The following is a 22852-nucleotide window of genomic DNA, read 5'->3' on the forward strand; positions in this document are numbered from 1 at the left end:
GATGGGACGGGTCACCGCACGAACACCGGTCGTTCGAATCTCGGGTGATCGGGTCGTTACGCGCCCCGACACGCTGGCCGTCGAAGAACCACTCGAAATGAGGGTTGGCGGTCAGGTGCTGGCCGTGACGATGCGAACACCAGGCAACGACGTCGACCTCGTCCACGGATTCCTTCTCAGCGAAGGCGTCATCGGTACCCGCGACGACGTGAGCGTCGTCCGGTACTGCGACGGCGTCGACGAAACCGGCGCGAACACCTACAACGTCCTCGACATCGCGCTCGCTCCCGGAGTGCCATTGCCCGATCACACCACCGATCGCAACACCGTCGTCAGTTCCGCGTGCGGCGTGTGCGGCAAGACGTCACTCGATGCCGTCCGAACCACCACGCGGCATCCCCTGGTCGGTGACACGACTTCCGTCACCTCCACCGTCCTGTCGGCCATGCCGGTCACGCTTCGGGAGAGCCAACGGATCTTCGAGCGCACCGGAGGCCTGCACGCAGCCGGATTGTTCACCGCCACCGGCGAACTCCTGGCGCTGCGCGAGGACGTCGGCCGGCACAACGCAGTCGACAAGGTGATCGGTTGGGCAATCACCGACGGCCGAGTGCCGCTCTACGACACGATCCTGATCGTCAGTGGGCGGGCGTCGTTCGAACTCGTCCAGAAGGCCGTCATGGCGGGCATTCCGATTCTGGGCGCAGTCTCCGCGCCGTCGTCATTGGCCGTGGAGCTGGCACAGGAATCGGGGTTGACCCTCGCCGGTTTCATCCGCGGCGATTCGATGAACATCTACTCGCACCCGCACCGAGTCGAGGTCACGTCTGATTCGCGCGCAACTGAGCCGACAGTCGCACAGCGGAGTTGACCTCCCCGTAGCCCTCGTATCCACCCACTCGCTGCACGATCTCGAAGAACAGGTCTCCCCCGACCGTCGGGGTGAACAGGTGGAAGAACTCACCGCGGGCGTCAGCGTCGTAAAGGATTCCGGCGCTGCGCATCCGGTCGAGCAGTTCTGAATTCAGACCGAAACGTGCGTCCAGATCGTCGTAGTAGTTCGGGGAAATGGGTAGCGGAGCAAAGCCCCAGTCCTGCATGGACGCAGCGGCACCGAAGATGTTCTCACACGCGAAAGCGACGTGGCTGACGCCGCCGCGACGGACCGTCGGCAGCCCGCTTCGACTGCCCTCCACCATGTTCAGTGAGATCCGCAGGGTATGTCCGTCACCGTCCTGAACGAGCGTGAGTGCCTGGCTCCGCATGAGTCCGACCGAATCGGTGACGTCCTGCCCCTCGTGCGGTTGCATCTCGAACACGGACCGCAGGAGCAGCATGATGCCGTCCCAACTCTCGGCCGGAACTGCCAGTGCCACGTGGTCGATCCCGGTGAACACTGCGCCCTGTTCACGATTGCGCTCGGCGGGCAGCGGGTAGATCTCGAATGCCGATTCCCACGCTGCAGCGCTGCCGGGGCCACGAAGGTCGATCGATGTCGCATCGGTGACCTTCAAGCGTACGACGTCCGGTACCTCGGAGTTCTCGTCGCTCGAACCGGGCAACTGCACGCGCGTCGCCGGTACTTCGAGAGCCAGAGCGCGCTCTCCCCACACTTCGGGTTCGGTTGCCCTGATGCCGATCTGAGTGAGAACCGGCAGATCCGCGGGCAGCCCGGGCGCCGTCCACACCGTGCCCGCTGTCGCGTCGACGGCAACGGTGAGCGGTCCGTGCCGCCACAACTGCAAGTCGTGATCGTGGTGCCGTCCGACCAGATGAAAACCGACGCGGGAGAGCATCGAGTGCACCTGGTCCTGTTTAGCCGGACCCGCAGCGATTCGCAGAGACACGATCCCTTCGAGCGGGGTGCGCTCCGGGGCGGTGAACAGCGTGGGTCCACCGGCGGCAGGGTTCGCGGCGGCGACCTGTTCTTCCAGATGGAGGAGCGACCGATGAGCGTCGATTGCCGTCCGCTGGGTGTCCGCGCGGCGGAATACGTCGTTGAAGATCTCGAGCGACCACGGTCCGTCGTAACCGGTGGCGTAGACATGCTGAGCGAACGCACTGAGATCGAAGCTGCCCTGCCCCGGGAAGTTTCGGTGATGCCGGCTCCACTGGAGGATGTCCATCGCCAAGAACGGAGCGTCCGCCAACTGGAGGAAGAAGATCTTCTCGCCGGGAACCTCGCGAATTCCGGCGGGATCGTCACCGCGCGAGAGGATGTGAAAGCTGTCCAGACAGGTACCGAGCGAAGGATGGTCGACGCCCTCGACGATCTGCCACGCATGGCCGTACGTGTTGACGTGGGCACCCCACGCGAGCGCCTCGTAGGCAACCTTCTTGCCGTGCTCGGACGCCAGTTCGGCGAGAGCTCCGAATTGCTCTGTCAACTGACCGTCATCGTGACTTGCGGTCGGCAGGGGCGAGGAGCACACCAGGAGCGTCTCGCACCCCAGTTGATCCATGAGCTCGAATTTGCGTTCCACTCGAACAAGATTCCGAGCAAATTGGGCCTCGTCCACCGTGTCGAAGTCACGGAACGGCTGATACAGATCGAGGGTCAAGCCCAGATCCGCAGCCCGCGTTCGCAATTCCTTCGGGGACCACGGCGAAGCAACAAAATCCGGCTCGAACACCTCGAAGCCGTCGAAGCCGGCAGCAGCGATGGCGTCGAGCTTCTCCTCGAGAGTCCCACTGAGCGATACCGTCGCGATCGACGTCCGGACCGGGGCACTCACAGCGCTGCCGCAGTCTGTTCGCCGTGCACGAGTTCCGTCATGTGCGCGAGCATCCGCTTACTGTCGGGCTCGATGCCCGTGAAGATCCGGAACGCGTCGACGGCCTGAAAGACAGTCATTCCGCCTCCGCTGAGCGTCGGGGCTCCGATCAACCTCGCCTGACGTAGCAGCTCGGTCTCGAGCGGGCGGTAGACGATCTCCGCTACCCACAGATCTGGACGGAGCAGATCTGGCGAGAATGCCATTCCAGGATGAGCCGCCATTCCCATCGGAGTCGCGTGGATCAATCCGTTTGCACTGCCGAGCACTTCGCCGAGGTCGCTCGTGTGCCGCGCCTCGACAACCTGCGCCGGAAACTGCTGCGCGAAGGTTTGTGCAAGTTCCTCCGCGCGAGGCAGGCTCGAATCGACCAACGTCAGTGTCCCGACACCGCGGGTGAGCGCTGCATAGGCAACCGCCGCACCGGCTCCGCCGGCACCGAGCTGCACGACGCGATCGAGCTGTGCTCCGGGAAGTCCGTCGTCGAAGTTGCGGCCGAAGCCCGACCAATCAGTGTTGTGTCCGATCGCCTTGCCGGAGTCGAAGAGGACCGTGTTCACCGCTCCGAGCCTGCTCGCATCCGGCGAGAGCTCGTCGAGGTGCTCGATCACCAACTGCTTGCACGGGTGAGTGATGTTGAGGCCGCGGAAGCCGAAACGTCGTGCATAGGTGAGAAGTTCACCGATGTCCGACGGCGCCATTCCCATCACGTCGAGATCGAGGATGCGGTAGACGTACGGCAGGCCCTGTCTGCGCCCTTCTTCCTCGTGCATGATCGGAGTCAAGGAGGCTCCGATTCCGGTGCCGATCAGACCGCAGAGGATCGAATCACTCATCAGTTCTTCCCTTCTCGGATGCAGACGAATTCGACTGCGGCGCTGTATCCGTCGATTCCCAATCCACAGATGACGGCGTCGGCGATGCCGGAGACATACGAGTGGTGACGGAATTCTTCGCGACTGTGGATGTTGCTGATGTGCACCTCCACGACGGGGGCATCGAGTGTGACCAGAGCGTCGCGCAACGCAACGGAGGTGTGCGAGTACCCACCGGGATTGATGACGATGCCCGCGACATTTCCCCTGGCCTCGTGGACCCAATCGATCAGTTGGCCCTCGTGGTTCGACTGCTTTGCCTCGACCACCACTCCGAACTTCTCGGCCGCCGCTTCACAGCGGGAAACGACGTCGTCCAGGGTGTCTCTCCCGTAGAACTCCGGTTGGCGCTGGCCCAACAAATTCAAGTTGGGTCCGTTGAGGACCAGAACCGGTAGAGATGGAGTCATCAGGGGCACCTCGGGGTTGACGCTCGAAACTAATGTACGAACTAGTGAGTTAGTTCACTGGACGTTACTCCCCCGACGTGAACTCGACAAGCAAAGTCGACAAACTGCTGGCAGATAGAGTGAGCACATGGTTTCCGAGCAGTCAGTGAACTCTGTGGTGTCGAAGCCGGAGAAACGACGCCGAAACAGCGATCTGACCAGGGTGAACATCATCGCCGTCGCGACCGAGGAGTTTGCCGACAAAGGCTTCGCCGGCGCCCGGGTCGACGAGATCGCAACCAAGACGCATACCACCAAGCGCATGATCTACTACTACTTCACCGACAAGGAAGGGCTGTACAAGTCGGTACTCGAGCATGCGTACAGCGTCATTCGTGCGCAGGAACGTGAACTCGACCTCGAGGGATTGAACCCCACGGCAGCAGTCCGCGCTTTGGCCGAACTCACCTTCGACCACCACGAACAGCACCCGAATTTCATTCGGCTCGTGGCCAACGAGAACATGCTCCGCGGCGAGCACATCGAGAAATCCGAGTTACTCAGCGGCCTCGGCGCCCCTGCCGCCGACCTGGTCTCGCAGATCCTGCACGACGGGCAGCAGTCTGGGGCATTCCGCTCCGACGTCGATGCGCTCGATATTCACATGTTGATCAGCAGTTACTGCGTCTTTCGTATCGCCAATCGGTACACCTTCAAAGCGCTCTTCGACCGCGATCTGACCGACTCGACGCATCGTGAGCATCTTCGAACAATGCTCGGCGACATGGTTGTTGCGTTCCTGACCTCGAAGGCGCCGTCCTGACCTTCCCCGAAGTCCGAAAAATCCCCCTACGGTGGTGAGTGGAACTCACAGCTGCCACCGGGAGGAATGACGTGACCGAGAATTACGTAGACGGGCTTTCACTCGAGGAGAAGGCGTCGTTGACGTCCGGCTCGGATTTCTGGCACAGCCAGTCCGTTGCCGGAATCGAATCGATACTCCTGACCGACGGTCCGCACGGAGTCCGGAAACAACCCGAGGGCGGCGACGCACTCGGACTCGGCCACAGCATTCCAGCGACATGTTTCCCACCGGCGGTCGGGTTGGGCTCGTCGTGGAACCTCGACCTCATCCGCCAGGTCGGTGAGGCTCTGGGCGACGAAGCCAAAGCCGAACAGGTCTCGGTCCTCCTCGGCCCAGGCATCAACATCAAACGATCACCCTTGTGTGGCAGGAATTTCGAATACGTCTCCGAGGACCCATTCCTCTCCGGCCGCGTCGCGGCAGCGCTGATCACCGGCATCCAGTCTCGCGGCGTCGGAACCTCGCTCAAGCACTTCGCTGCCAACAACCAAGAACACGACCGGATGAGAGTCAGTGCCGACGTCGACGAACGGACGCTGCGCGAGATCTATCTGGCCGGCTTCGAATACGCCGTAAAGACCGCGGCCCCGACGACGGTCATGTGCTCGTACAACAAGATCAACGGTGTGTACTCGAGCCAGAACCATTGGCTACTCACCGAGGTACTCCGCGAACAGTGGGGCTTCGACGGCCTCGTCGTTTCGGACTGGGGAGCGGTCAACGACCGCGTGGCGGCACTCGCCGCGGGCCTCGACCTGGAAATGCCGCCGACCGGAACCGATACCCAGATCGTCGACGCCGTGCGCGGCGGCGACCTGGACGAATCCGTGCTCACCACTGCCGCCGAGCGCCTGGCGACGCTGGTGAAACGCACCGCCGCCGCGCGCACCGAAGGCCACACGTACGACGTCGAGCGTCACCACGAACTGGCACGGACCGCTGCAGCGGAGTCCGCTGTCTTGCTGGCCAACGACGGAGAACTACTGCCGCTGACCCCCGGCGGGCAAACTGTCGCGGTGATCGGCGAATTCGCGTGCAGCCCGCGGTACCAGGGGGCCGGCAGTTCACAGGTGGTTCCCACCAAGCTCGACAATGCCTTGGACGCGATCCTCGACCTCGAAGGCGCCGACCGCGTCACTTTCGCACCGGGCTTCACCTTCGACGGCACTCCGGACGACGACATGGTCACCGAGGCAGTCGACGCCGCACGCCGCGCTGACGTCGCGGTGCTGTTCCTCGGACTACCGTCCGCCACAGAATCCGAAGGATTCGACCGAACCGACATCGAACTGCCGGCTGACCAGATCGCCCTGCTGGAAGCGGTCCACGGCGCGAACCCGAACACGGTCGTCGTGCTCGCCAACGGCGGTGTGGTTTCGATCGAGCCTTGGAAGGATCATGCCGCCGCAATCCTCGAGGGCTGGCTACTCGGCCAGGCGGGCGGCTCGGCGATTGCCGATCTTCTGTTCGGCATCACGAATCCGTCCGGACGCCTGACGGAGACCATTCCGCTTCGCCTCCAAGACAATCCGTCGTATCTGCATTTCCCGGGATCACAGCAGCACGTCCGCTACGGCGAAGGCCTGTACGTGGGATACCGCTACTACGACTCCGCGCTGCGCGAAGTGGCGTACCCGTTCGGGTTCGGGCTGAGCTACACCACCTTCGACATCACCGATATCTCCGTCGAGGCCGGTGAGAACTCCGCCGAAGTGACCGTCACCGTGCGCAACAGCGGCGACCGATCGGGCAGCACCGTCGTTCAGGTCTACGTCCACGACGCCTCGGCAAGCATCGATCGACCCGCGCAGGAATTGAAGGGCTTTGCCAAGGTCCACCTCGACCCCGACGAATCCGCGACTGTGACCATCACGCTCGACACCAGGGCATTCGCCTATTGGTCCGTCGCGGCGCAGGACTGGGCGATCGAACCTGGCGACTACGAGATCCGCGTCGGCTTCTCGTCTCGGGACATCGCAACCACCGACACGATCACCCTGGCCGGGAACGTCGGCGTCGGCACGCTCGACGCCATGTCGACCATCGGCGAATGGCTCGCCCATCCCGTCGGCAGCGCAGTTCTCGGCGCCGCCATGGCTGCCGCAGCGGGCGACGGCGCACAGGCGGTCAGCCCCGAGATGATGGCACTCGCAGGCTCGATGCCGCTCGGAAAACTCGCCACCTTCGGCCTCGGCATCACCGAGGAACAGGTGGCGCAGTTGGTGGCGGCCGCCGCGCAGCCAGGCTCCTGACCGCCTGAACTGCGGTTTCGACGTGCGAAGAGTCCGCCGGTAGATTTTTATGAACTATTTGGTTAATAATCTTGTGTAGTCGCTGTGGCGTCGGTTACATTCCTTGTATCGCTCTCCGCACAGACGTTCTCGATACGAACACCCTCGACGAACATCATCGGCGGATGTAGAGCCTCCACGACGCTTCCACCCAGGAGATGAGCATGTCAGCTAGCACGGTTACACCGTCCGGCCCCGAGGCGGGATCCTTGGCCAGGCCGGACACGACCAAGGTCAAGCGCGCCGCAACGTCGTCGTTTCTCGGCAGCATGCTCGAGTACTACGACTTCTACATCTACGCATCCGCCGCTGCACTCATCTTCCCCACCGTGTTCTTCCCGGACAGCGGACATGCGGCACTGCTTTCGCTGGCCACCTTCGGTGTCGCGTACGTCGCGCGTCCCCTCGGCGCTGTAGTCCTCGGCCATTTCGGTGACCGCGTCGGCCGCAAGAAGATCATGCTGCTCACGCTCATCATGATGGGCGCAGCAACATTCCTCATCGGATGTATTCCCAGCGCGGATTCGATCGGAGCTCTTGCACCGATACTGCTGGTCCTGATGAGAATCGCTCAGGGCATCTCCGCCGCTGGTGAACAGAGTGGCGCCAGCTCACTGACTCTCGAACATGCTCCCGAAGGTCGACGGGCATTCTTCTGCAGCTGGACCCTCAACGGCACCCAGGCCGGCTTCATCCTCGCCAGCCTCGTCTTCCTGCCCATCGCCGCACTCCCCGACGACATCCTCTACACGTGGGGCTGGCGAATCCCGTTCTGGGGCAGCCTGATCGTTCTCGTGGCTGCATACATCATGCGTCTCAAGCTCGAAGAGCCGGAAGAGTTCACCGAGCAGCAGGAGTCGAAGGCCGTCGCCAAATTGCCTGTTGCCGATCTCCTTCGCACCCACAGCGCAAATCTGATTCGCGTGATCTGCTGCGCTTTCATCGCCGTCGTCTCGACCATCTTCTCCGTCTTCGGACTCGCCTTCGCGACCACCGAGGAAGTGGGGATCCCGAAGTCGACCATGCTCTGGGTGGCTATCGCAGCCAACGCCGTGGCCTTGCTCAGCCAGCCCGCCTGGGCGATTCTCTCCGACCGGATCGGTCGCAGGCCGCTGTTCATCGGTGGCGCCCTCGGTAGCGCGGTGTTCATCTACGTGTACTTCGGCGCAATCGCCAGCGGCAACGTCCCGCTGATCTTCCTGGCCGCAATCGGATTGATGTCCGTCTTCTACGCTGCCCCGAATGCCATCTGGCCGTCGTTCTACTCCGAAATGTTCAACACCAAGGTCCGCTACTCCGGCATCGCGATCGGCACCCAGGTCGGCTTCGCCCTCGCAGGCTTTGCGCCCGCCATCGGCAACGCCCTCATGGGCGGGGACAAGACACACTGGATGCCCGTTGCCATTCTGACATCGGTGGCCTGCGTCATCTGCGCGATCTCCGCGTTCACCGCCAAGGAGACGTTCCGCACTCCCCTCAAGGAACTCGGCAACCCGATCTAGCCGAACACCCCCAGACACCCTGCACGAACGACTGTGGCCCGGCATCTCGCGAGAGATACCGGGCCACAGTCGTTTTGAAGTTTCTACGCCGTCTTGTCGCGACGCTCGCCACGCTCCGGCTTACGCGGAACGATGGTCGGAAGTACGTTGTCGTTGACGGTCTCCGCGGTGACGACCACCTTTTCGACGTCGTCACGGCTGGGGATGTCGTACATCACCGGAAGAAGAACCTCTTCCATGATGGCGCGCAGGCCACGAGCGCCGGTTCCACGCAAGATCGCCTGATCGGCAATAGCGTCGAGCGCTTCTTCGGTGAACTCGAGTTCGACGCCGTCCATGTCGAAGAGACGACGGTACTGCTTGACGAGAGCGTTCTTGGGCTCCGACAAGATCTGAACGAGCGATTCCTTGTCGAGGTTGGTCACCGACGCGATCATCGGCAAACGGCCGATGAACTCGGGAATCAGACCGAACTTGATCAAATCCTCCGGCATGACCTCGGCGAAACGATCGACCGTATCCAGTTCGGCCTTCGACCGAACCTCGGCGCCGAAACCGATACCGCGCTTGCCGACACGATCGGAGACGATCCGCTCGAGACCAGCGAAAGCGCCCGCGACGATGAACAGCACGTTCGTGGTGTCGATCTGAATGAATTCCTGGTGCGGATGCTTGCGACCACCCTGCGGCGGGACGCTCGCCTGCGTACCTTCGAGGATCTTCAGCAACGCCTGCTGAACACCTTCGCCGGAGACGTCACGCGTGATCGACGGGTTCTCGCTCTTGCGAGCGATCTTGTCGACCTCGTCGATGTAGATGATTCCGGTCTCGGCGCGCTTGACGTCGTAGTCGGCAGCCTGAATCAGCTTGAGCAGAATGTTCTCGACGTCCTCACCGACGTAGCCGGCCTCGGTCAACGCCGTCGCATCGGCGATGGCGAACGGGACGTTGAGCATCTTCGCGAGAGTCTGAGCGAGGTACGTCTTGCCACAGCCAGTGGGGCCGAGCATCAAGATGTTGGATTTTGCGAGCTCAACCGTCTCACCCCGCGCATCACGGCCCTTGTCTCCGGCCTGAATGCGCTTGTAGTGGTTGTAGACGGCCACGGCCAGCGTCCGCTTGGCGGAATCCTGACCGATGACGTAGTTCTCGAGGAATTCTCGGATCTCCGCAGGCTTGGGAAGCTCGTCGAGCTTGACCTCGCTCGATTCGGCCAATTCCTCTTCGATGATCTCGTTGCAGAGGTCGATGCACTCGTCGCAGATGTACACCCCGGGTCCTGCAATGAGCTTTTTGACCTGCTTCTGACTCTTGCCGCAGAAAGAGCACTTGAGCAGATCCCCGCCGTCGCCGATGCGTGCCATCTCGTGAGGTCCCTACTTTCCATCATGTACGTGCACTCGCCGCCACTCGATCGGTCGAGACGCTCCGCAGTACTCGGTATCAGATCAGAAGTTGTCAGATCAGAAGTTGTCGGATCAGACAAACTGATCAACAAACCGATCGAACAAATCTGGTCGAACAATCGCAGAACGCCGGTCGAGAACCAGCCCGTGAAGTGACGGTACCCGCAGATCCCGAACGGGGTCGACCTGTTCTCGGCGTTTCGCCTGCGGATAAAAAAGAAAAGAGTCGAGATTTCAGCCTGGCGAGCGCTCCACCAGGCACTTCTCGACGTGTCCGCCTCGTGTCGGGAATCGGAATACAGATCCTCGACACGAGGCGGAAATCGACTACTTCTGTGCGCTGAGCTTCCGGTAAGCCAGCACGTCGTCGATGATGCCGTACTCCTTGGCCTGCTCGGCCGTGAGGATCTTGTCGCGATCGGTGTCGACGCGGATGGTCTCCGGATCCTTGCCAGTGTGCAGCGACAGCGTGCTCTCCATGAGTCGACGCATACGCTCGATTTCCGCAGCCTGGATCTCCAGATCGGAAACCTGACCCTGGATGCCGCCCGTGGCCGGCTGGTGAATCAGAATGCGCGAGTTGGGGAGCGCGAAGCGCTTGCCCGGCGTACCACCGGCGAGAAGGACAGCAGCTGCCGAAGCAGCCTGACCGAGGCAGACGGTGGAGATGTCGGCACGGACGTACTGCATCGTGTCGTAGATCGCCATCAGCGCGGTGAACGAACCACCGGGCGAGTTGATGTACATGGTGATGTCGCGGTCCGGATCCTGCGATTCGAGAACCAGCAACTGTGCCATGAGGTCGTTGGCGGAGACGTCGTCGACCTGCGAGCCGAGGAAGATGATGCGCTCCTCGAACAGCTTGTTGTACGGGTCGGACGTCTTGACGCCGTAGCTGGTCTGCTCCGTGAACTGGGGCAGGATGTAACGCGATTGGGGGCCCGACGGCGCCTGGCCGCCCAGCGAGTTAGCTCCGAAAAGATTGGTCATCAGTTCTCCAAAGTATGAATTGGGCAGCGAAAGGATGGACGAACCGGCTCAGTTGCCGGTGCCGCCGGCCTGATTCGCACGGGAGACGACGTGGTCGACGAAGCCGTACTCGAGAGCTTCCTTCGCCGTGAACCAACGGTCACGGTCGGAGTCCGCGGTGATCTGCTCGACCGTCTGGCCGGTGTGCTGAGCGATCAGCTCGGCCATTTCGCGCTTGGTGTGCTTGAACTGCTCGGCCATGATCGCGATGTCACTGGCGGAACCACCGATACCGGCGGACGGCTGGTGCATCATGATGCGGGCGTGAGGCAGTGCGTAACGCTTGCCCTTGGTGCCTGCCGAGAGCAGGAACTGACCCATCGACGCCGCAAGGCCCATACCGAAGGTGGCGATGTCGCACTCGGCGAACTGCATCGTGTCGAAGATCGCCATACCTGCGGTGACAGATCCACCGGGCGAGTTGATGTAGAGCGAGATGTCTCGCGTCGGGTCCTCGGCCGAGAGCAGCAGGATCTGCGCGCACAGCTTGTTGGCGATGTCGTCGTCGACCTGGGTACCGAGGAAAATGATGCGCTCTCGCAGCAAGCGCTCGTACACCGAGTCGCTGAGGTTCAACCCAGCGGTCGCTGAAGTCATGGCGGGACTCTGCAAAGTCTCCAGGTGATTGGAAGTCACGGTACCTGCCTTCTATGTGGATCTACTTGTGCGGTGGATCGTCTATGCGAAACACTTCTACTGACACAGACAGTAACGAAGTAGGGCGGCACCGGAGTCCCGGTGCCGCCCTACTTCGCTCAAAGCGGAAAACTCAGTGCAGTCGATCGTGGTGAAAACACCCGTCCGCCTGCGTTTTTACTTGTCTTCGCTCTCGGCGGAATCAGACGCATCCGCTTCGGTTTCGTCCTCGCTGCTGCCGAACAGTTCAGCGGTGTCGACAACGGCGCCGGAGGTGTCCTTGACACCGGCCGACTCGACGACGGACGCGAGAGCCTTGCCACGACGGACGTCTGCGAAGACGGCGCCGAGCTGGTTGGCCTGCTGGATCTGCTGGATGAACTGCTCAGGAGCCATGCCGTAACGCTGCGCCTGGAACAGGATGCGCTCGGTGAGCTCGTCCTGACCGACGGTGACGTTGCCCGCATCGGCGATCGAGTCGAGCAAGAGCTGCGTCTTGACGGAGCGCTCAGCGGCTTCCTGGGCATCCTTGTCGAACTCTTCGCGACTGCTGCCCTGCTCTTCGAGGAGCTTGTTCAGTGCCTCTTCGTCGTGATCGAGACCGTGAACGGCGTCGTGCAGTGCAGCATCGACCTCAGCCTTGACGACGGCTTCCGGCAACGGAACCTCGACCGTCTCGAGCAGCTGCTCGAGAACCTTGTCGCGGATCTGACCGGCCTGCTCGACCTTGCGGACGCGTGCGACGCGCTCGCGGAGGTCAGCCTTCAGTTCTTCCAGGGTGTCGAACTCGCTGGCGAGCTGAGCGAACTCGTCGTCCTCAGCCGGAAGCTCGCGCTCCTTGACCGTCTGCACGGTCACGGTGACAACAGCTTCCTTGCCCGCGTACTCGCCGGCGACCAGCGTCGACGTGAAGTCCTTGGACTCCCCCGCCTTGAGGCCGATGATGGCTTCGTCGAGGCCCTCGATGAGCTGGCCCGATCCGACCTCGTGCGACAGTCCGCTAGCGGTTGCCTCGGCAACGTTCTCGCCGTCGACGGTGGCCGACAGGTCGATGGAGACGAAGTCGCCGTCCTCGACTGCGCGGTCGACGCCGGTGAGGGTGCCGAAACGCTGACGCAGCGAAAGCAACTGCTCTTCGATGGCTTCGTCGGTGATCTCGATCGGATCGACCTCGACGTTGATGGAGCTGAAGTCAGGGAGCTCGATCTCGGGGCGCACGTCGACCTCGGCGGTGAACTCGAGGAGCTCGCCGTCTTCGATCTTGGTGACCTCGATCTCGGGCTGGCCGATGGCCTTCACGCCGGCGCTGGTGACAGCCTCGGAGTAACGCGACGGCAGAGCGTCGTTGACGACCTGCTCGAGCACAGCGCCGCGACCGACACGTGCTTCGAGGAGGCGAGCCGGAGCCTTGCCGGGACGGAAGCCGGGGAGACGAATCTGCTGCGCGAGGGCCTTGTAGGCCTTGTCGAAATCAGACTTGAGTTCCGCGAAGGGCACCTCAACGTTGATACGGACTCGCGTCGGGCTGAGCTGCTCGACGGTGCTCTTCACGAAACTTCGCTCCTTCGTCTGGTCTTGCTCACAACTTGTGTTGAATCGGTACTGCTGTGTGTTCGGTACTGCGGGTGTTCGGTACTGCTGTCTGGCGCGGCACTTCACTCCCGGACTTACTGGAGGTGAAGTGCCATGTACGTACTTGTCGGGATGACAGGATTTGAACCTGCGACCCTCCGCTCCCAAAGCGGATGCGCTACCAAGCTGCGCTACATCCCGTTTCCGATCACATGAAACACACGATACGGCCATCCGAGGCCACAAAGACAACGGGCCACAAAGGCAGCCACCATCGGTGACCGCGCACAACCCTATCGCGCTCACTACTCTCTCACGAACCCGACCGTCGTTTGTACACGGCCCGCCTGTCCGACCCCGTCAGTATGTCATCCGACCGCCGCCACATACAGCCTTGGCTGAACGAAACGTGATGACAGCCGGAATCAGAAGCCGGGCCGCAAGGCAAGACACCCCGACTCGCCGGGCATTTCGGCAATTCCCCAGGTGAACGACGGTATCGAACTTCTCCAACCCCCCGATTATGAAATCCGGTGGGGCATTGGGTACAGTTTCGTATCGCAGACGACGAACACGGCGATCCCGAGTTGTCGTATGCACGGGGATGTAGCTCAATGGTAGAGCCTCAGTCTTCCAAACTGATCACGCGGGTTCGATTCCCGTCATCCCCTCCATGAGGAGGGAAACTCCACAAAAATCCGCATCGGCCTGGCCGGTGCGGATTTTTTGTGTTCAGACTTTGTGCACTCAGGCCACTCCCCTGTGGTCCGTATCCTGGAGTTGTCCGGATCGATTCTGCTCGGGAGGCCACTCGTGACCACGATTCTTCTCATACTCGTCGTTCTGGCCGTAGTCGTATTTCTGGTCATGAAAAGCCAGCAACGCGGTTCCGGCCACAGCGCAACACAACTCGACGACGCGAAAGCCGATGCCAGGCAGGCGATCGAACGCCTCGGCGGTCAGGTCTACAACCTGACCGGCAGTGACGACGCGTCGCGCCAAGCCCTCGCCGACGCGGCCGAACGGTACAACGCCGCAGGCTCGCAGATCGATCAGGCCGCAACGCCGGTGCAGGCACGTCTCGCGAAACAGACTGCGCTGGAAGGGCTTTACTACATCCGCGCGGCGCGGGTGGCAATGGGCATGGATCCGGGACCGGAAGTTCCTTCCATCGACGGACAGAAGGCTGCGGGTTCGGTCACCGAAGACCGTGAGGTCGAATTCGAGGGCCGCAAGGTCGCGGCATCACCCAATCCGTCGTCGCACACACCCAACTACTACCCCGGTGGCCGAGTCGCCGGACGCCCGGTCCCGGCCGGCTGGTACTCCGAACCCTGGTGGAAGCCTGCCCTCGTCGCCGGCGCCTGGGGTCTGGGTTCGATGATGCTGTTCTCGACCATGTTCTCCGGCATGGCCGGGGTTCCTTACGGCGCAGAAGCTTTCGCGCAGGGTGGCGATACGGGAGCCGGCGACTCGGGAGACCAGGGTGACTCGGGAGATCAGGGCGACTCGGGAGATCAGGGTATGGACGCCGGTGACTCCGGCGCGGAACAAGGAAGTGTCGACAACACCGATTTCACCGCAGACGGTGGAGGCAGCGACTACGGGGACTTCGGAGGCGGCGATTTCGGCGGCGGAGACTTCGGCGGCTTCGACTTCTAAACCGACTGGCACACCGGGCACCAGAACAGGTTTCGCGCCTCCATGACGGAATGCAGGATCGGTGTGCCGCACACGCGGCACGGCGATCCTGCTCTTCGGTAAACGTAAGTCCGCGGACGATCCTTCGCGTACGCCGGATCACCGTTGTCGTGCTCGGCGCGAACGACGTGCATCTTCCCGCGCCTGACACCAACCTTCATCAATTCGACAAGATCTGTCCACATGGCAGTCCATTCGTCGTGAGAGATGAGATTCCCCGGTCGTTCAGGGCTGATTCCGTGACGAAAGAGAAGTTCGGCGCGATAGACGTTGCCGACACCCGCCAGGACCGCTTGATCCATGAGCAGCGCGCCGATCGCCTTCTTGGACTTGGAGATTCGCACCCATGCCTGGTGTGGATCCGCGCCGCGGCGCAGTGGGTCCGGCCCGAGTCTGGCCTCGATCGCGGCGACCTGAGGCGGCAGTAGGACTTCGCAGGCGGTGGGACCACGAAGGTCGGTGCCGAAATCGGCACCGACCATTCGCATCCGGACCTGGCCTACCGGTTCTTCCATCGGCAGGGCGGAGTCGGTGAACTTTCCGTACAGCCCGAGGTGTACGTGAACTGTCAATCCGTTGTCATAGGTGTGCCAGAGGTGCTTCCCCCAGGCATCCGAGGACGTGAGTACGTGTCCGTCCACCAGACGCGCGTCCTCGGCGAATCTGCCTTGCGGGCTGAGGACGCGGACCGGTGAACCGACGAACTTGCGGGCATGCAACCGTGCCAGTCGATGCAGGGTATGACCTTCAGGCACGGAACAACTTTCGGATCAGGCTTGTGGCAGAGCCGGTGCGACGCCGGTCTTCTCGTACTCGGACAAGATGTCGATACGACGCTGATGACGCTCTTCACCCGACCATGCGGTGGCGAGGAAAGCGTCGACGATGGCGAGCGATTCCTCGAGGGAATGCATACGTCCACCGATGCCGATCAGCTGAGCGTTGTTGTGCTCGCGGGCCAGCTTCGCCGTTTCGACGCTCCAAGCGAGAGCGCACCGTGCGCCGGGAACCTTGTTCGCGGCGATCTGCTCACCGTTGCCACTGCCACCCAGGACGATTCCCAGGCTGCCCTCGTCGGCAACGACACGCTTTGCGGCTTCGATGCAGAATGCCGGGTAGTCGTCCACGGCGTCGTACTCGTGAGCACCACAGTCGATAGCCTCGTGGCCGTTCGCTTTCAGGTGTTCGATGATCTCGTTCTTACGTTCGAATCCGGCATGGTCGGCACCCAGGTATACGCGCATGGCGACAATTCTCTCAGGCCCGACCAGCCGGGCGCACCCGGGTCGACGTCACACTTTCAGGAACACGCATCGCCGCGCGAGCGCACCTATCGTGGTGCCCATGTACCCCGTCAACGGCCAGGCCGCTGCACCCGCCGTTCGTGTGTCACCAGGCAGTGACGCGGTTCGCCACCCGTGGGAAATCCCGCTACTCGTGCTCGCCGTTCTGACGACAGTCGTCACCTATGTGGTGGCGATCGTTCTGATCGCTGCGGGTGATCTGTCGACGTGGATCCTCGTGGTGCTCGCGGCTCCGATCCTGCTGTTCCTCGCGCGAGGTCAGCTGTACGGATCGCAGCAGGTCAACGGAATCAAGATGACGCCTTCGCAATTTCCGGAAGGGTATCTGCTGGTTGCCGAGGCCGCGGCACGGTTCGGCATGAAAACTCCGCCGGATGCCTACGTCGTACTGGGGAACGGACGGATCAACGCATTTGCGTCAGGGCACGGATTTCGGCGTTTCGTCGTCGTCTACAGCGACCTGTTCGAGGTCGGTGGGCAGGCCCGCGAGCCCGATGCGCTCGCATTCATCATCGGTCACGAGGTCGGCCACATCGCTGCTGGGCATGCGTCGTACTGGCGCCAGTGGGGACAGTTCGCGTCGAACTACATTCCGGTGATCGGGTCTTCGCTGTCGCGTTCCATGGAGTACACGGCAGACAACTTCGGTTTTCACATGCGCCCACAGGGCGCACCGGGCGCCATGGGTGTCCTCGGCGCCGGAAAGTATCTCGTGGGTCTGGTCGGGTTCGACGAACTCGCCGATCGCGCGACACTCGAATCCGGTTTCTTCCCGTGGTTCGTCAACATCTTGTCGTCGCATCCGGTGCTGACCTGGCGTGCGGCCGCGCTTCGCAACCGCACGCACTCAGGGCATCTGTTCTTCCGGCCCGGTCAGCTCTACCGAAATCCGGCGCTCACTACCGCTCAGTCGAACTGAGGATCCTCGTTGCGGGTCCGCTTGAGCTCGAAGAAGTGCGGGTAGCCGGCCAGTGCGACGGCGCCGTCCCACACCTTGCCTGCATCCTCGCCGCGCGGGATACGTGACAGCACGGGACCGAAGAACGCCACGCCGTTGACATGGATCGTCGGGGTTCCGACGTCGGGTCCGACGGCGTCCATGCCCTTGTGGTGGCTCTCACGCAGTGCCTCGTCGTACTTGTCGGTGTCGGCAGCCTCGGCCAGTTCGGGCGGCAGTCCGACCTCGGCGAGCGACGACTTGATGACGTCGGCGAAGTCCTTGTTGCCCTCGTTGTGGATCTTCGTACCCATGGCCGTGTACAGCGGCAGCAGGATCTCGTCACCCTTCAGCTGCGCTGCAGCGATAGCGACGCGGACCGGGCCCCAGGCCTTGGTCATCATCTCGCGGTACTCGTCGGGGAGGTCGCGGCCCTCGTTGAGAACCGCAAGGCTCATCACGTGGAACTTGGCCTCGATGTCGCGTACCTGCTGGGCCTCGAGAATCCAGCGCGAGGTGATCCAGCACCACGGGCAGAGCGGGTCGAACCAGAAGTCAGCAGTGTCCGTGGTCTTACTCGAGGTTGCGCTCACGAAGAAACTCCCTATCAGTTCTTGTCGGTCAGGTTCTGTCAGTTCGGGGACATACTCCCGTTCTGCCAACAATCATGAACCCGTAATCCTTCCCGCGCTTTCCCCCGAACCACCTTCCGATCGCAGTAGTGTCGAAAAGAAACGAGTACGAAGGAGTGGTTCAGTGATGAGCACCAACCGGAGATTCGTGATCGTCGGCGGCGGGCTCGCGGGCGCAAAGATCGCAGAAGCCCTGCGTGACAGAGATTTCGACGGTGAGATCACCGTATTGAGCGAAGAAGACCACCTTCCGTACGAGCGGCCGCCGCTGTCGAAAGAGTTCTTCGCAGGCAAGAAGACACTCCCCGAATTCACCGTCCACGACGGCGAGTGGTTCCGCGACCATCACATCGATCTTCGTCCGGGAACGACGGCAACGGCCATCGACCCCGCTGCGCACACCGTGTCACTTCCGGACGGTTCCACGATCAGCTACGACAAGCTCGCCTTGGCCACCGGCTCACGTTCGCGGCGCCTCGACATCCCGGGGTCCGACGCCGAGGGCGTTCACTACGTGCGAACAGTCGATCAAGCCGCTGCGCTACTGCGCACCCTGGCCGCCGACAAGAAGCTCGTCGTGATCGGTGCCGGCTGGATCGGTCTCGAAATTGCCGCGTCGGCTCGCGGTTTCGACGTCGACGTCACCGTGCTCGAGCATGCCGGCCTTCCGCTCGAATCGACCCTGGGCCCGGAAATGGGTGAGGTCTTCGCCGCTCTGCACCGCCAGAACGGCGTCGACTTGCGCACTGGCACGGACGTCAGCGCAATCTCTGTCGACGGCGATCACGCCGCCGGCGTCACTTTGAGCGACGGCACCGTGATTCCGGCCGACGCCGTGTTGATTGCTGTCGGCGCGTTGCCGAACACCGAGTTGGCGTCGGAGGCGGGTATCGACGTCGACAACGGAGTTCTCGTCGACGCCGGTCTGCAGAGCAGCGACCCCGACGTCGTTGCAGTAGGCGACATCGCGGCCGCACAGCATCCGATTCTGAATGCACGAATTCGGGTGGAGCACTGGGCAAACGCACTCAACCAACCCGAGACCGCCGCAGACACCATGTTGGGTCGGCCCGCCGAGTACGTGCGCATGCCGTACTTCTTCACCGATCAGTACGACCTCGGGATGGAATACGTGGGTCACGCACCGCACGGCGGCTACTCCCGTCTCGTCACGCGCGGCGACGTCGACAAGCGCGAGTTCCTGGCATTCTGGCTCGATTCCGCGAACAAGGTGCTCGCCGGCATGAACGTGAACATCTGGGATGCCGGTGACGCCATCAAGGAATTGGTCGCCTCTTCGCGTCCTGTCGATCCGGAGCGGCTGGCCGATCCGGAGATTCCGCTGGCAGAAGTGTCCGCTTGAGTAAAGCCGTTCTCTTCGTGATGGGATGGACGTAATAGATCCGCACCATCTACGAGGAGATCTTTGTGGTCGCACCGAACCTGACACGCGAAACCGCAGCGCAACGGTCAGCAATCCTGACCGTCGAGAACTACCTGATCGAACTCGATCTCACCGACGGCAACGACGCACCCGGCGAGGAGACGTTCTCCTCGAGGACCACCGTCACGTTCACGGCTACGGCCGGAGCAAGCAGCTTCATCGACATCGTCGCGGCCCGAGTCCATTCGGCGGTCCTCAACGGCACCGCACTCGACGTCTCCGACTACGACGAGTCGACGGGCATCAGCCTTCCCGACCTCGCTGCCGACAACGAGTTGGTCATCGAGGCCGATTGCATCTACTCCCACACCGGCGAGGGGCTGCACCGATTCGTCGACCCGACCGATGACGCCGTCTACCTCTACTCACAGTTCGAGACGGCTGACGCCAAGCGCATGTTCGCGTGCTTCGATCAGCCCGACCTGAAGGCCACGTTCGACGTCCGCGTCACCGCTCCCACGTCGTGGAAGGTCATCTCCAACTCCGCGGTCGTCGAGACCCTTGCCGCCGATCCCGGCAAGCACGTTTTCCGGACCACCCCGAAGATGAGCACGTACCTGGTGGCGCTCATCGCCGGTCCCTACGCGCAGTGGACCGACAACTACTCCGACGAGCACGGCGACATCCCGCTCGGAATCTTCTGCCGCGCTTCGCTGGCCGAGTTCATGGACGAAGAGCGGCTTTTCACCGAGACCAAGCAGGGATTCGACTTCTACCACCGCAACTTCGGTGTTCCCTATGCCTTCGGCAAGTACGACCAGCTCTTCGTCCCCGAATTCAATGCGGGTGCGATGGAGAATGCCGGCGCCGTGACGTTCCTCGAAGACTACGTCTTCCGGTCCAAGGTGACCCGCTACTCCTACGAGCGTCGTGCCGAAACGGTGCTGCACGAAATGGCGCACATGTGGTTCGGCGACCTCGTCACGATGGCGTGGTGGGACGACCTGTGGCTCAACGAGTCGTTCGCGACCTTCGCTTCGGTCCTGTGCCAGACCGAGGCCACGGAGTACACGAACGCCTGGACGACGTTCGCCAACGTCGAGAAGTCGTGGGCATACCGCCAGGATCAGTTGCCGTCGACGCACCCGATTGCCGCGGACATTCCGGACCTGGCTGCCGTCGAGGTCAACTTCGACGGCATCACCTACGCGAAGGGCGCCAGCGTCCTCAAGCAGTTGGTCGCATACGTCGGACTCGAGCCGTTCCTCGCCGGACTGCGTGAGTACTTCCGTGAGCATGCATTCGGAAACGCAACATTCGACGATCTGCTGGGCTCACTCGAAAAGTCCTCGGGCCGTGACCTTTCCGACTGGGGTCGACAGTGGCTCAAGACCACCGGTTTGAACATCCTGCGCCCCGACTTCGATGTCGACGCAGACGGAAAGTTCACCCGCTTCGCCGTCCGGCAGGACGGTGCTGCACCAGGCGCCGGCGAGCGGCGAATCCACCGGATCGCCATCGGCATCTACGACGACGTCGACGGCAAGTTGGTACGAAGCCATCGCGCCGAACTCGACCTCGATGCCGTGGAAAGCACGGATGTCCCCGAACTTGTCGGCGTCGCCCGCGGTGCACTCGTGTTGGTCAACGACGACGATCTCACCTACGGCTCCGTGCGACTCGATCCCGAATCGTTGGCGACGGCGATCGAGCGGGTCGGCGACATCATCGACTCACTCCCCCGCACCCTGGTCTGGTCGGCGGCGTGGGAAATGACCCGTCAGGCCGAACTGAAGGCACGCGACTTCGTCGCACTGGTCGAGCGCGGTATCAGTTCGGAGACCGAAGTCGGTGTGGTGCAACGTCTCTTGCTCCAAGCCCAAACCGCCATCGGCTCCTACGCAGATCCGGCCTGGGCCGAGGCCGAAGGCGCGGCGAGCTTCGCCAATCGGTTGCTCGAACTCGCACGTGAGGCAGAGGCCGGGTCCGACCACCAGCTGGCATTCGTCAACGCACTCACCGGTGCAGCACTCTCCCCGTGGCACACCGAGGTACTGCGCGAATTGCTCGACGCCGATCCCTCCACCGTTGGGCTCGACGGCCTGATCGTCGACACGGACCTGCGCTGGCGCATCGTCGGGGCACTGGCAGCTGCCGGTGAGATCGACGCCGAAGGAACCGCGACTCCGTTCATCGACGCCGAAGCCCAGCGTGACCCGACCGCTGCGGGCGCTCGTCAAGCCGCGGCGGCCGCGGCCGGACGTCCGCAGGCCGCTGTCAAGGAAGAGGTCTGGGCGAAGGTCGTCGGCGACGACTCGGTGCCCAACATCACCGCACGATCGATCATCGGCGGGTTCGCTCGCGAAGGCCAGGACGAATTGCTCGAACCCTTCGTCTCCCGCTACTTCGCCGACATCGCGGCGGTGTGGGAACGACGCTCGAGCGAAGTGGCACAGACCGTCGTCATCGGGCTCTACCCGGCGTGGTCGATCTCCGCAGAATCCGTCGCGGCGGCAGACCGATTCCTCGAAGGCGACATCCCTCCCGCGTTACGTCGTCTGGTCGTCGAAGGCCAGGCTGGTGTGGTTCGTTCACTGGCAGCACGAAAGTTCGACGCGAGCTGACATGCGAAAGGCCGGTGCCCGCGTCGATTCTCACGAATCGACGCGGGCACCGGCCTGTGTCTGACAAACAGTTACGGCGCTGAAATTGCGGCTGCCATAACGCGGATGGCACTGATCAGTCCGTCGATAAGGTTGCCTTCACTGAAGGATGCAACAGCTGCCGTTGCTCCGAGTTGGGTAACGCGATCAGTGACCCGATCGGCGATTGCCCGCCCGCTGCGTACCTCGACGGTGCGCTGGTTGGGCGAGACGGCGATCAGCACGGAACGCTCGGCTTCGGGCGTGGTCGGGAACAGTGCGTCGGCACCCGCTGCCGGATCAGAACCGAGATCACCGATGTAGGCGTTGAATCGCACCTTGGTGGCCCGCGTCGCTTCGGTCATCGCGACGTCGAGCGCGACCAGATCCATGGTCTCGAACGGAAGATCGTCGGTGAACGGCTCGCCGATGCGGTGCACACCGGAAACGCGTCCGCTGGACGTGACGACGCTGCCGACGGGCAGGTCCTCGGGCGCTACTGCGAGCGCGGTCGAATGATCACCACTTGCCACTTGCGGACCCTCCGATCAGATCAGCCGAACCGGCTTCGATTGCGTGTGCACTGCCGTGATGGCCACCGCGAACGGTGACTTCGTCGACAGCACTCCACAGCACGGGAGCGTGATCCCACGACTCACCGAGATGGAACGCCGGCGGAACCGGTCCCGGCGTCTTCTTCCCGAGGAAGGACGCAGCCGCGAAGAACGCGGTGATCAAGGCCGGAATCCCAACGTATATCAGTACTACCTCGAGAATGCTCACACCAGATAACGTAGCCCAGAACGCCAGGAAGGAAAGCGTCAGGGCCACAAATTCTCGGGCAATTTCGTTTCGGCGACGACAGAACGCCGCTCAGGCTGCGCCCACGCCGACACATAGCTCAGGCTGCGCC

At 62.5% G+C, this 22852-nt stretch carries 20 protein-coding genes and 2 tRNA genes; 9 read left to right on the forward strand and 13 right to left on the reverse strand.

All coding sequences use genetic code 11. The annotated features are described in order from the left end of the window. Position 1 precedes the first annotated feature (1 nt). Entirely contained in the window at positions 2–871 is an 870-nt protein-coding gene (fdhD, locus tag R4P70_RS11055; protein ID WP_020908229.1) for a formate dehydrogenase accessory sulfurtransferase FdhD, read from the forward strand. On the opposite strand, the gene R4P70_RS11060 is transcribed toward fdhD, so the two are convergent. Genes R4P70_RS11060 through aroQ form a run of 3 tightly spaced genes read right to left on the reverse strand, consistent with a single transcriptional unit; the run spans position 822 to position 4059 of the window. Next, positions 822–2735, reverse strand: a complete 1914-nt coding sequence (locus R4P70_RS11060; RefSeq protein ID WP_317830808.1) for a sugar phosphate isomerase/epimerase and 4-hydroxyphenylpyruvate domain-containing protein — start codon at positions 2733–2735, stop codon at positions 822–824. The two genes, fdhD and R4P70_RS11060, sit on opposite strands and share 50 nt — an antisense overlap. After that, a complete protein-coding gene (locus tag R4P70_RS11065; protein ID WP_019749080.1) occupies positions 2732–3610 on the reverse strand; it encodes a shikimate dehydrogenase in 879 nt (292 codons plus the stop codon). The genes R4P70_RS11060 and R4P70_RS11065 overlap by 4 nt, the downstream gene beginning before the upstream one ends. Beyond that, the gene (aroQ, locus tag R4P70_RS11070; protein ID WP_029538345.1) at positions 3610–4059 is read right to left on the reverse strand and encodes a type II 3-dehydroquinate dehydratase; all 450 of its coding nucleotides are present in this window, start codon (positions 4057–4059) and stop codon (positions 3610–3612) included. The genes R4P70_RS11065 and aroQ overlap by 1 nt, the downstream gene beginning before the upstream one ends. 127 nt (positions 4060–4186) lie before the next feature. Here aroQ and R4P70_RS11075 point away from each other — a divergent pair, with 127 nt between their 5' ends. From R4P70_RS11075 to R4P70_RS11085, 3 genes are all read left to right on the forward strand, one after another. Continuing rightward, positions 4187–4861, forward strand: coding sequence for a TetR family transcriptional regulator (locus tag R4P70_RS11075; RefSeq protein WP_019749082.1), 675 nt, complete (start codon positions 4187–4189; stop codon positions 4859–4861). A gap of 71 nt (positions 4862–4932) precedes the next feature. Continuing rightward, the gene (locus R4P70_RS11080; protein WP_317830809.1) at positions 4933–7155 is read left to right on the forward strand and encodes a glycoside hydrolase family 3 C-terminal domain-containing protein; all 2223 of its coding nucleotides are present in this window, start codon (positions 4933–4935) and stop codon (positions 7153–7155) included. Positions 7156–7358: 203 nt separating this feature from the next. Then, on the forward strand, positions 7359–8696 hold the full coding sequence (locus R4P70_RS11085; RefSeq protein WP_317830810.1) for an MFS transporter: 1338 nt from the start codon (positions 7359–7361) through the stop codon (positions 8694–8696). Positions 8697–8779: 83 nt separating this feature from the next. Here R4P70_RS11085 and clpX read toward each other — a convergent pair whose 3' ends face one another. The 5 genes from clpX to R4P70_RS11110 all read right to left on the reverse strand — a co-directional run bounded on the left by clpX (position 8780) and on the right by R4P70_RS11110 (position 13540). After that, positions 8780–10060, reverse strand: coding sequence for an ATP-dependent Clp protease ATP-binding subunit ClpX (gene clpX, locus R4P70_RS11090; protein WP_003944582.1), 1281 nt, complete (start codon positions 10058–10060; stop codon positions 8780–8782). Between the two features lie 369 nt (positions 10061–10429). Then, positions 10430–11092 carry an ATP-dependent Clp protease proteolytic subunit gene (locus tag R4P70_RS11095; protein ID WP_003944539.1) on the reverse strand — a complete coding sequence of 221 codons (663 nt, stop codon included), beginning with the start codon at positions 11090–11092 and terminating at the stop codon, positions 10430–10432. Between the two features lie 48 nt (positions 11093–11140). Next, complete coding sequence (locus tag R4P70_RS11100; RefSeq protein ID WP_007730960.1) at positions 11141–11728, reverse strand: ATP-dependent Clp protease proteolytic subunit; 588 nt, start codon at positions 11726–11728, stop codon at positions 11141–11143. A 216-nt stretch (positions 11729–11944) separates the two neighbouring features. Then, positions 11945–13318 (reverse strand): trigger factor, encoded by a 1374-nt coding sequence (gene tig, locus R4P70_RS11105; protein ID WP_019749086.1) that lies wholly within the window; start codon positions 13316–13318, stop codon positions 11945–11947. Between the two features lie 148 nt (positions 13319–13466). Then, positions 13467–13540: transfer RNA gene (locus tag R4P70_RS11110), tRNA-Pro, on the reverse strand. 399 nt (positions 13541–13939) lie between these two features. Between R4P70_RS11110 and R4P70_RS11115 the strand changes: the two genes are divergently transcribed. Beyond that, a tRNA-Gly gene (locus tag R4P70_RS11115) sits at positions 13940–14013 on the forward strand. A 193-nt stretch (positions 14014–14206) separates the two neighbouring features. Next, entirely contained in the window at positions 14207–15001 is a 795-nt protein-coding gene (locus tag R4P70_RS11120) for a hypothetical protein (RefSeq protein WP_044480384.1), read from the forward strand. Here R4P70_RS11120 and R4P70_RS11125 read toward each other — a convergent pair. After that, the gene (locus R4P70_RS11125) at positions 14998–15795 is read right to left on the reverse strand and encodes an Fpg/Nei family DNA glycosylase (protein WP_151530988.1); all 798 of its coding nucleotides are present in this window, start codon (positions 15793–15795) and stop codon (positions 14998–15000) included. The genes R4P70_RS11120 and R4P70_RS11125 overlap by 4 nt on opposite strands. Before the next feature lie 15 nt (positions 15796–15810). Further along, complete coding sequence (locus R4P70_RS11130) at positions 15811–16284, reverse strand: ribose-5-phosphate isomerase (RefSeq protein WP_003944571.1); 474 nt, start codon at positions 16282–16284, stop codon at positions 15811–15813. Between the two features lie 100 nt (positions 16285–16384). Between R4P70_RS11130 and R4P70_RS11135 the strand changes: the two genes are divergently transcribed. Next, entirely contained in the window at positions 16385–17263 is an 879-nt protein-coding gene (locus tag R4P70_RS11135) for a M48 family metallopeptidase (RefSeq protein ID WP_019749089.1), read from the forward strand. Here R4P70_RS11135 and R4P70_RS11140 read toward each other — a convergent pair. Then, positions 17251–17874: a DsbA family protein gene (locus R4P70_RS11140; protein ID WP_003944541.1), complete on the reverse strand. Its 624-nt coding sequence runs from the start codon at positions 17872–17874 to the stop codon at positions 17251–17253. The two genes, R4P70_RS11135 and R4P70_RS11140, sit on opposite strands and share 13 nt — an antisense overlap. Before the next feature lie 166 nt (positions 17875–18040). Between R4P70_RS11140 and R4P70_RS11145 the strand changes: the two genes are divergently transcribed. Together R4P70_RS11145 and pepN are read left to right on the forward strand one after the other, a co-directional pair. Further along, entirely contained in the window at positions 18041–19276 is a 1236-nt protein-coding gene (locus tag R4P70_RS11145) for an NAD(P)/FAD-dependent oxidoreductase (RefSeq protein WP_317830811.1), read from the forward strand. 65 nt (positions 19277–19341) lie between these two features. Next, a complete protein-coding gene (gene pepN, locus R4P70_RS11150; protein WP_317830812.1) occupies positions 19342–21921 on the forward strand; it encodes an aminopeptidase N in 2580 nt (859 codons plus the stop codon). A 71-nt stretch (positions 21922–21992) separates the two neighbouring features. Here the strand turns inward: pepN and R4P70_RS11155 are convergent, their stop codons facing one another. Both R4P70_RS11155 and R4P70_RS11160 read right to left on the reverse strand, forming a co-directional pair. Then, a complete protein-coding gene (locus R4P70_RS11155) occupies positions 21993–22472 on the reverse strand; it encodes a DUF5130 domain-containing protein (RefSeq protein ID WP_019749092.1) in 480 nt (159 codons plus the stop codon). After that, a complete protein-coding gene (locus tag R4P70_RS11160) occupies positions 22459–22722 on the reverse strand; it encodes a hypothetical protein (protein WP_007730943.1) in 264 nt (87 codons plus the stop codon). The genes R4P70_RS11155 and R4P70_RS11160 overlap by 14 nt, the downstream gene beginning before the upstream one ends. Positions 22723–22852: the final 130 nt, after the last annotated feature.

It is taken from the genome of Rhodococcus sp. IEGM 1241 (assembly GCF_033142365.1).
GTDB lineage: Bacteria > Actinomycetota > Actinomycetes > Mycobacteriales > Mycobacteriaceae > Rhodococcus_F > Rhodococcus_F erythropolis.

Excerpts from the sequence above, each read along its gene's own strand:
- R4P70_RS11120 (WP_044480384.1), top strand. The coding sequence starts at position 14,207 with ATGAAAAGCCAGCAACGCGGTTCCGGCCACAGCGCAACACAACTCGAC.
- fdhD (WP_020908229.1), top strand. The coding sequence starts at position 2 with ATGGGACGGGTCACCGCACGAACACCGGTCGTTCGAATCTCGGGTGAT.
- R4P70_RS11095 (WP_003944539.1), bottom strand. The coding sequence starts at position 11,092 with ATGACCAATCTTTTCGGAGCTAACTCGCTGGGCGGCCAGGCGCCGTCG.
- R4P70_RS11075 (WP_019749082.1), top strand. The coding sequence starts at position 4,187 with ATGGTTTCCGAGCAGTCAGTGAACTCTGTGGTGTCGAAGCCGGAGAAA.
- R4P70_RS11130 (WP_003944571.1), bottom strand. The coding sequence starts at position 16,284 with ATGCGCGTATACCTGGGTGCCGACCATGCCGGATTCGAACGTAAGAAC.
- R4P70_RS11085 (WP_317830810.1), top strand. The coding sequence starts at position 7,359 with ATGTCAGCTAGCACGGTTACACCGTCCGGCCCCGAGGCGGGATCCTTG.
- R4P70_RS11135 (WP_019749089.1), top strand. The coding sequence starts at position 16,385 with ATGTACCCCGTCAACGGCCAGGCCGCTGCACCCGCCGTTCGTGTGTCA.
- clpX (WP_003944582.1), bottom strand. The coding sequence starts at position 10,060 with ATGGCACGCATCGGCGACGGCGGGGATCTGCTCAAGTGCTCTTTCTGC.
- R4P70_RS11065 (WP_019749080.1), bottom strand. The coding sequence starts at position 3,610 with ATGAGTGATTCGATCCTCTGCGGTCTGATCGGCACCGGAATCGGAGCC.
- R4P70_RS11100 (WP_007730960.1), bottom strand. The coding sequence starts at position 11,728 with ATGACTTCAGCGACCGCTGGGTTGAACCTCAGCGACTCGGTGTACGAG.
- aroQ (WP_029538345.1), bottom strand. The coding sequence starts at position 4,059 with ATGACTCCATCTCTACCGGTTCTGGTCCTCAACGGACCCAACTTGAAT.
- R4P70_RS11145 (WP_317830811.1), top strand. The coding sequence starts at position 18,041 with ATGAGCACCAACCGGAGATTCGTGATCGTCGGCGGCGGGCTCGCGGGC.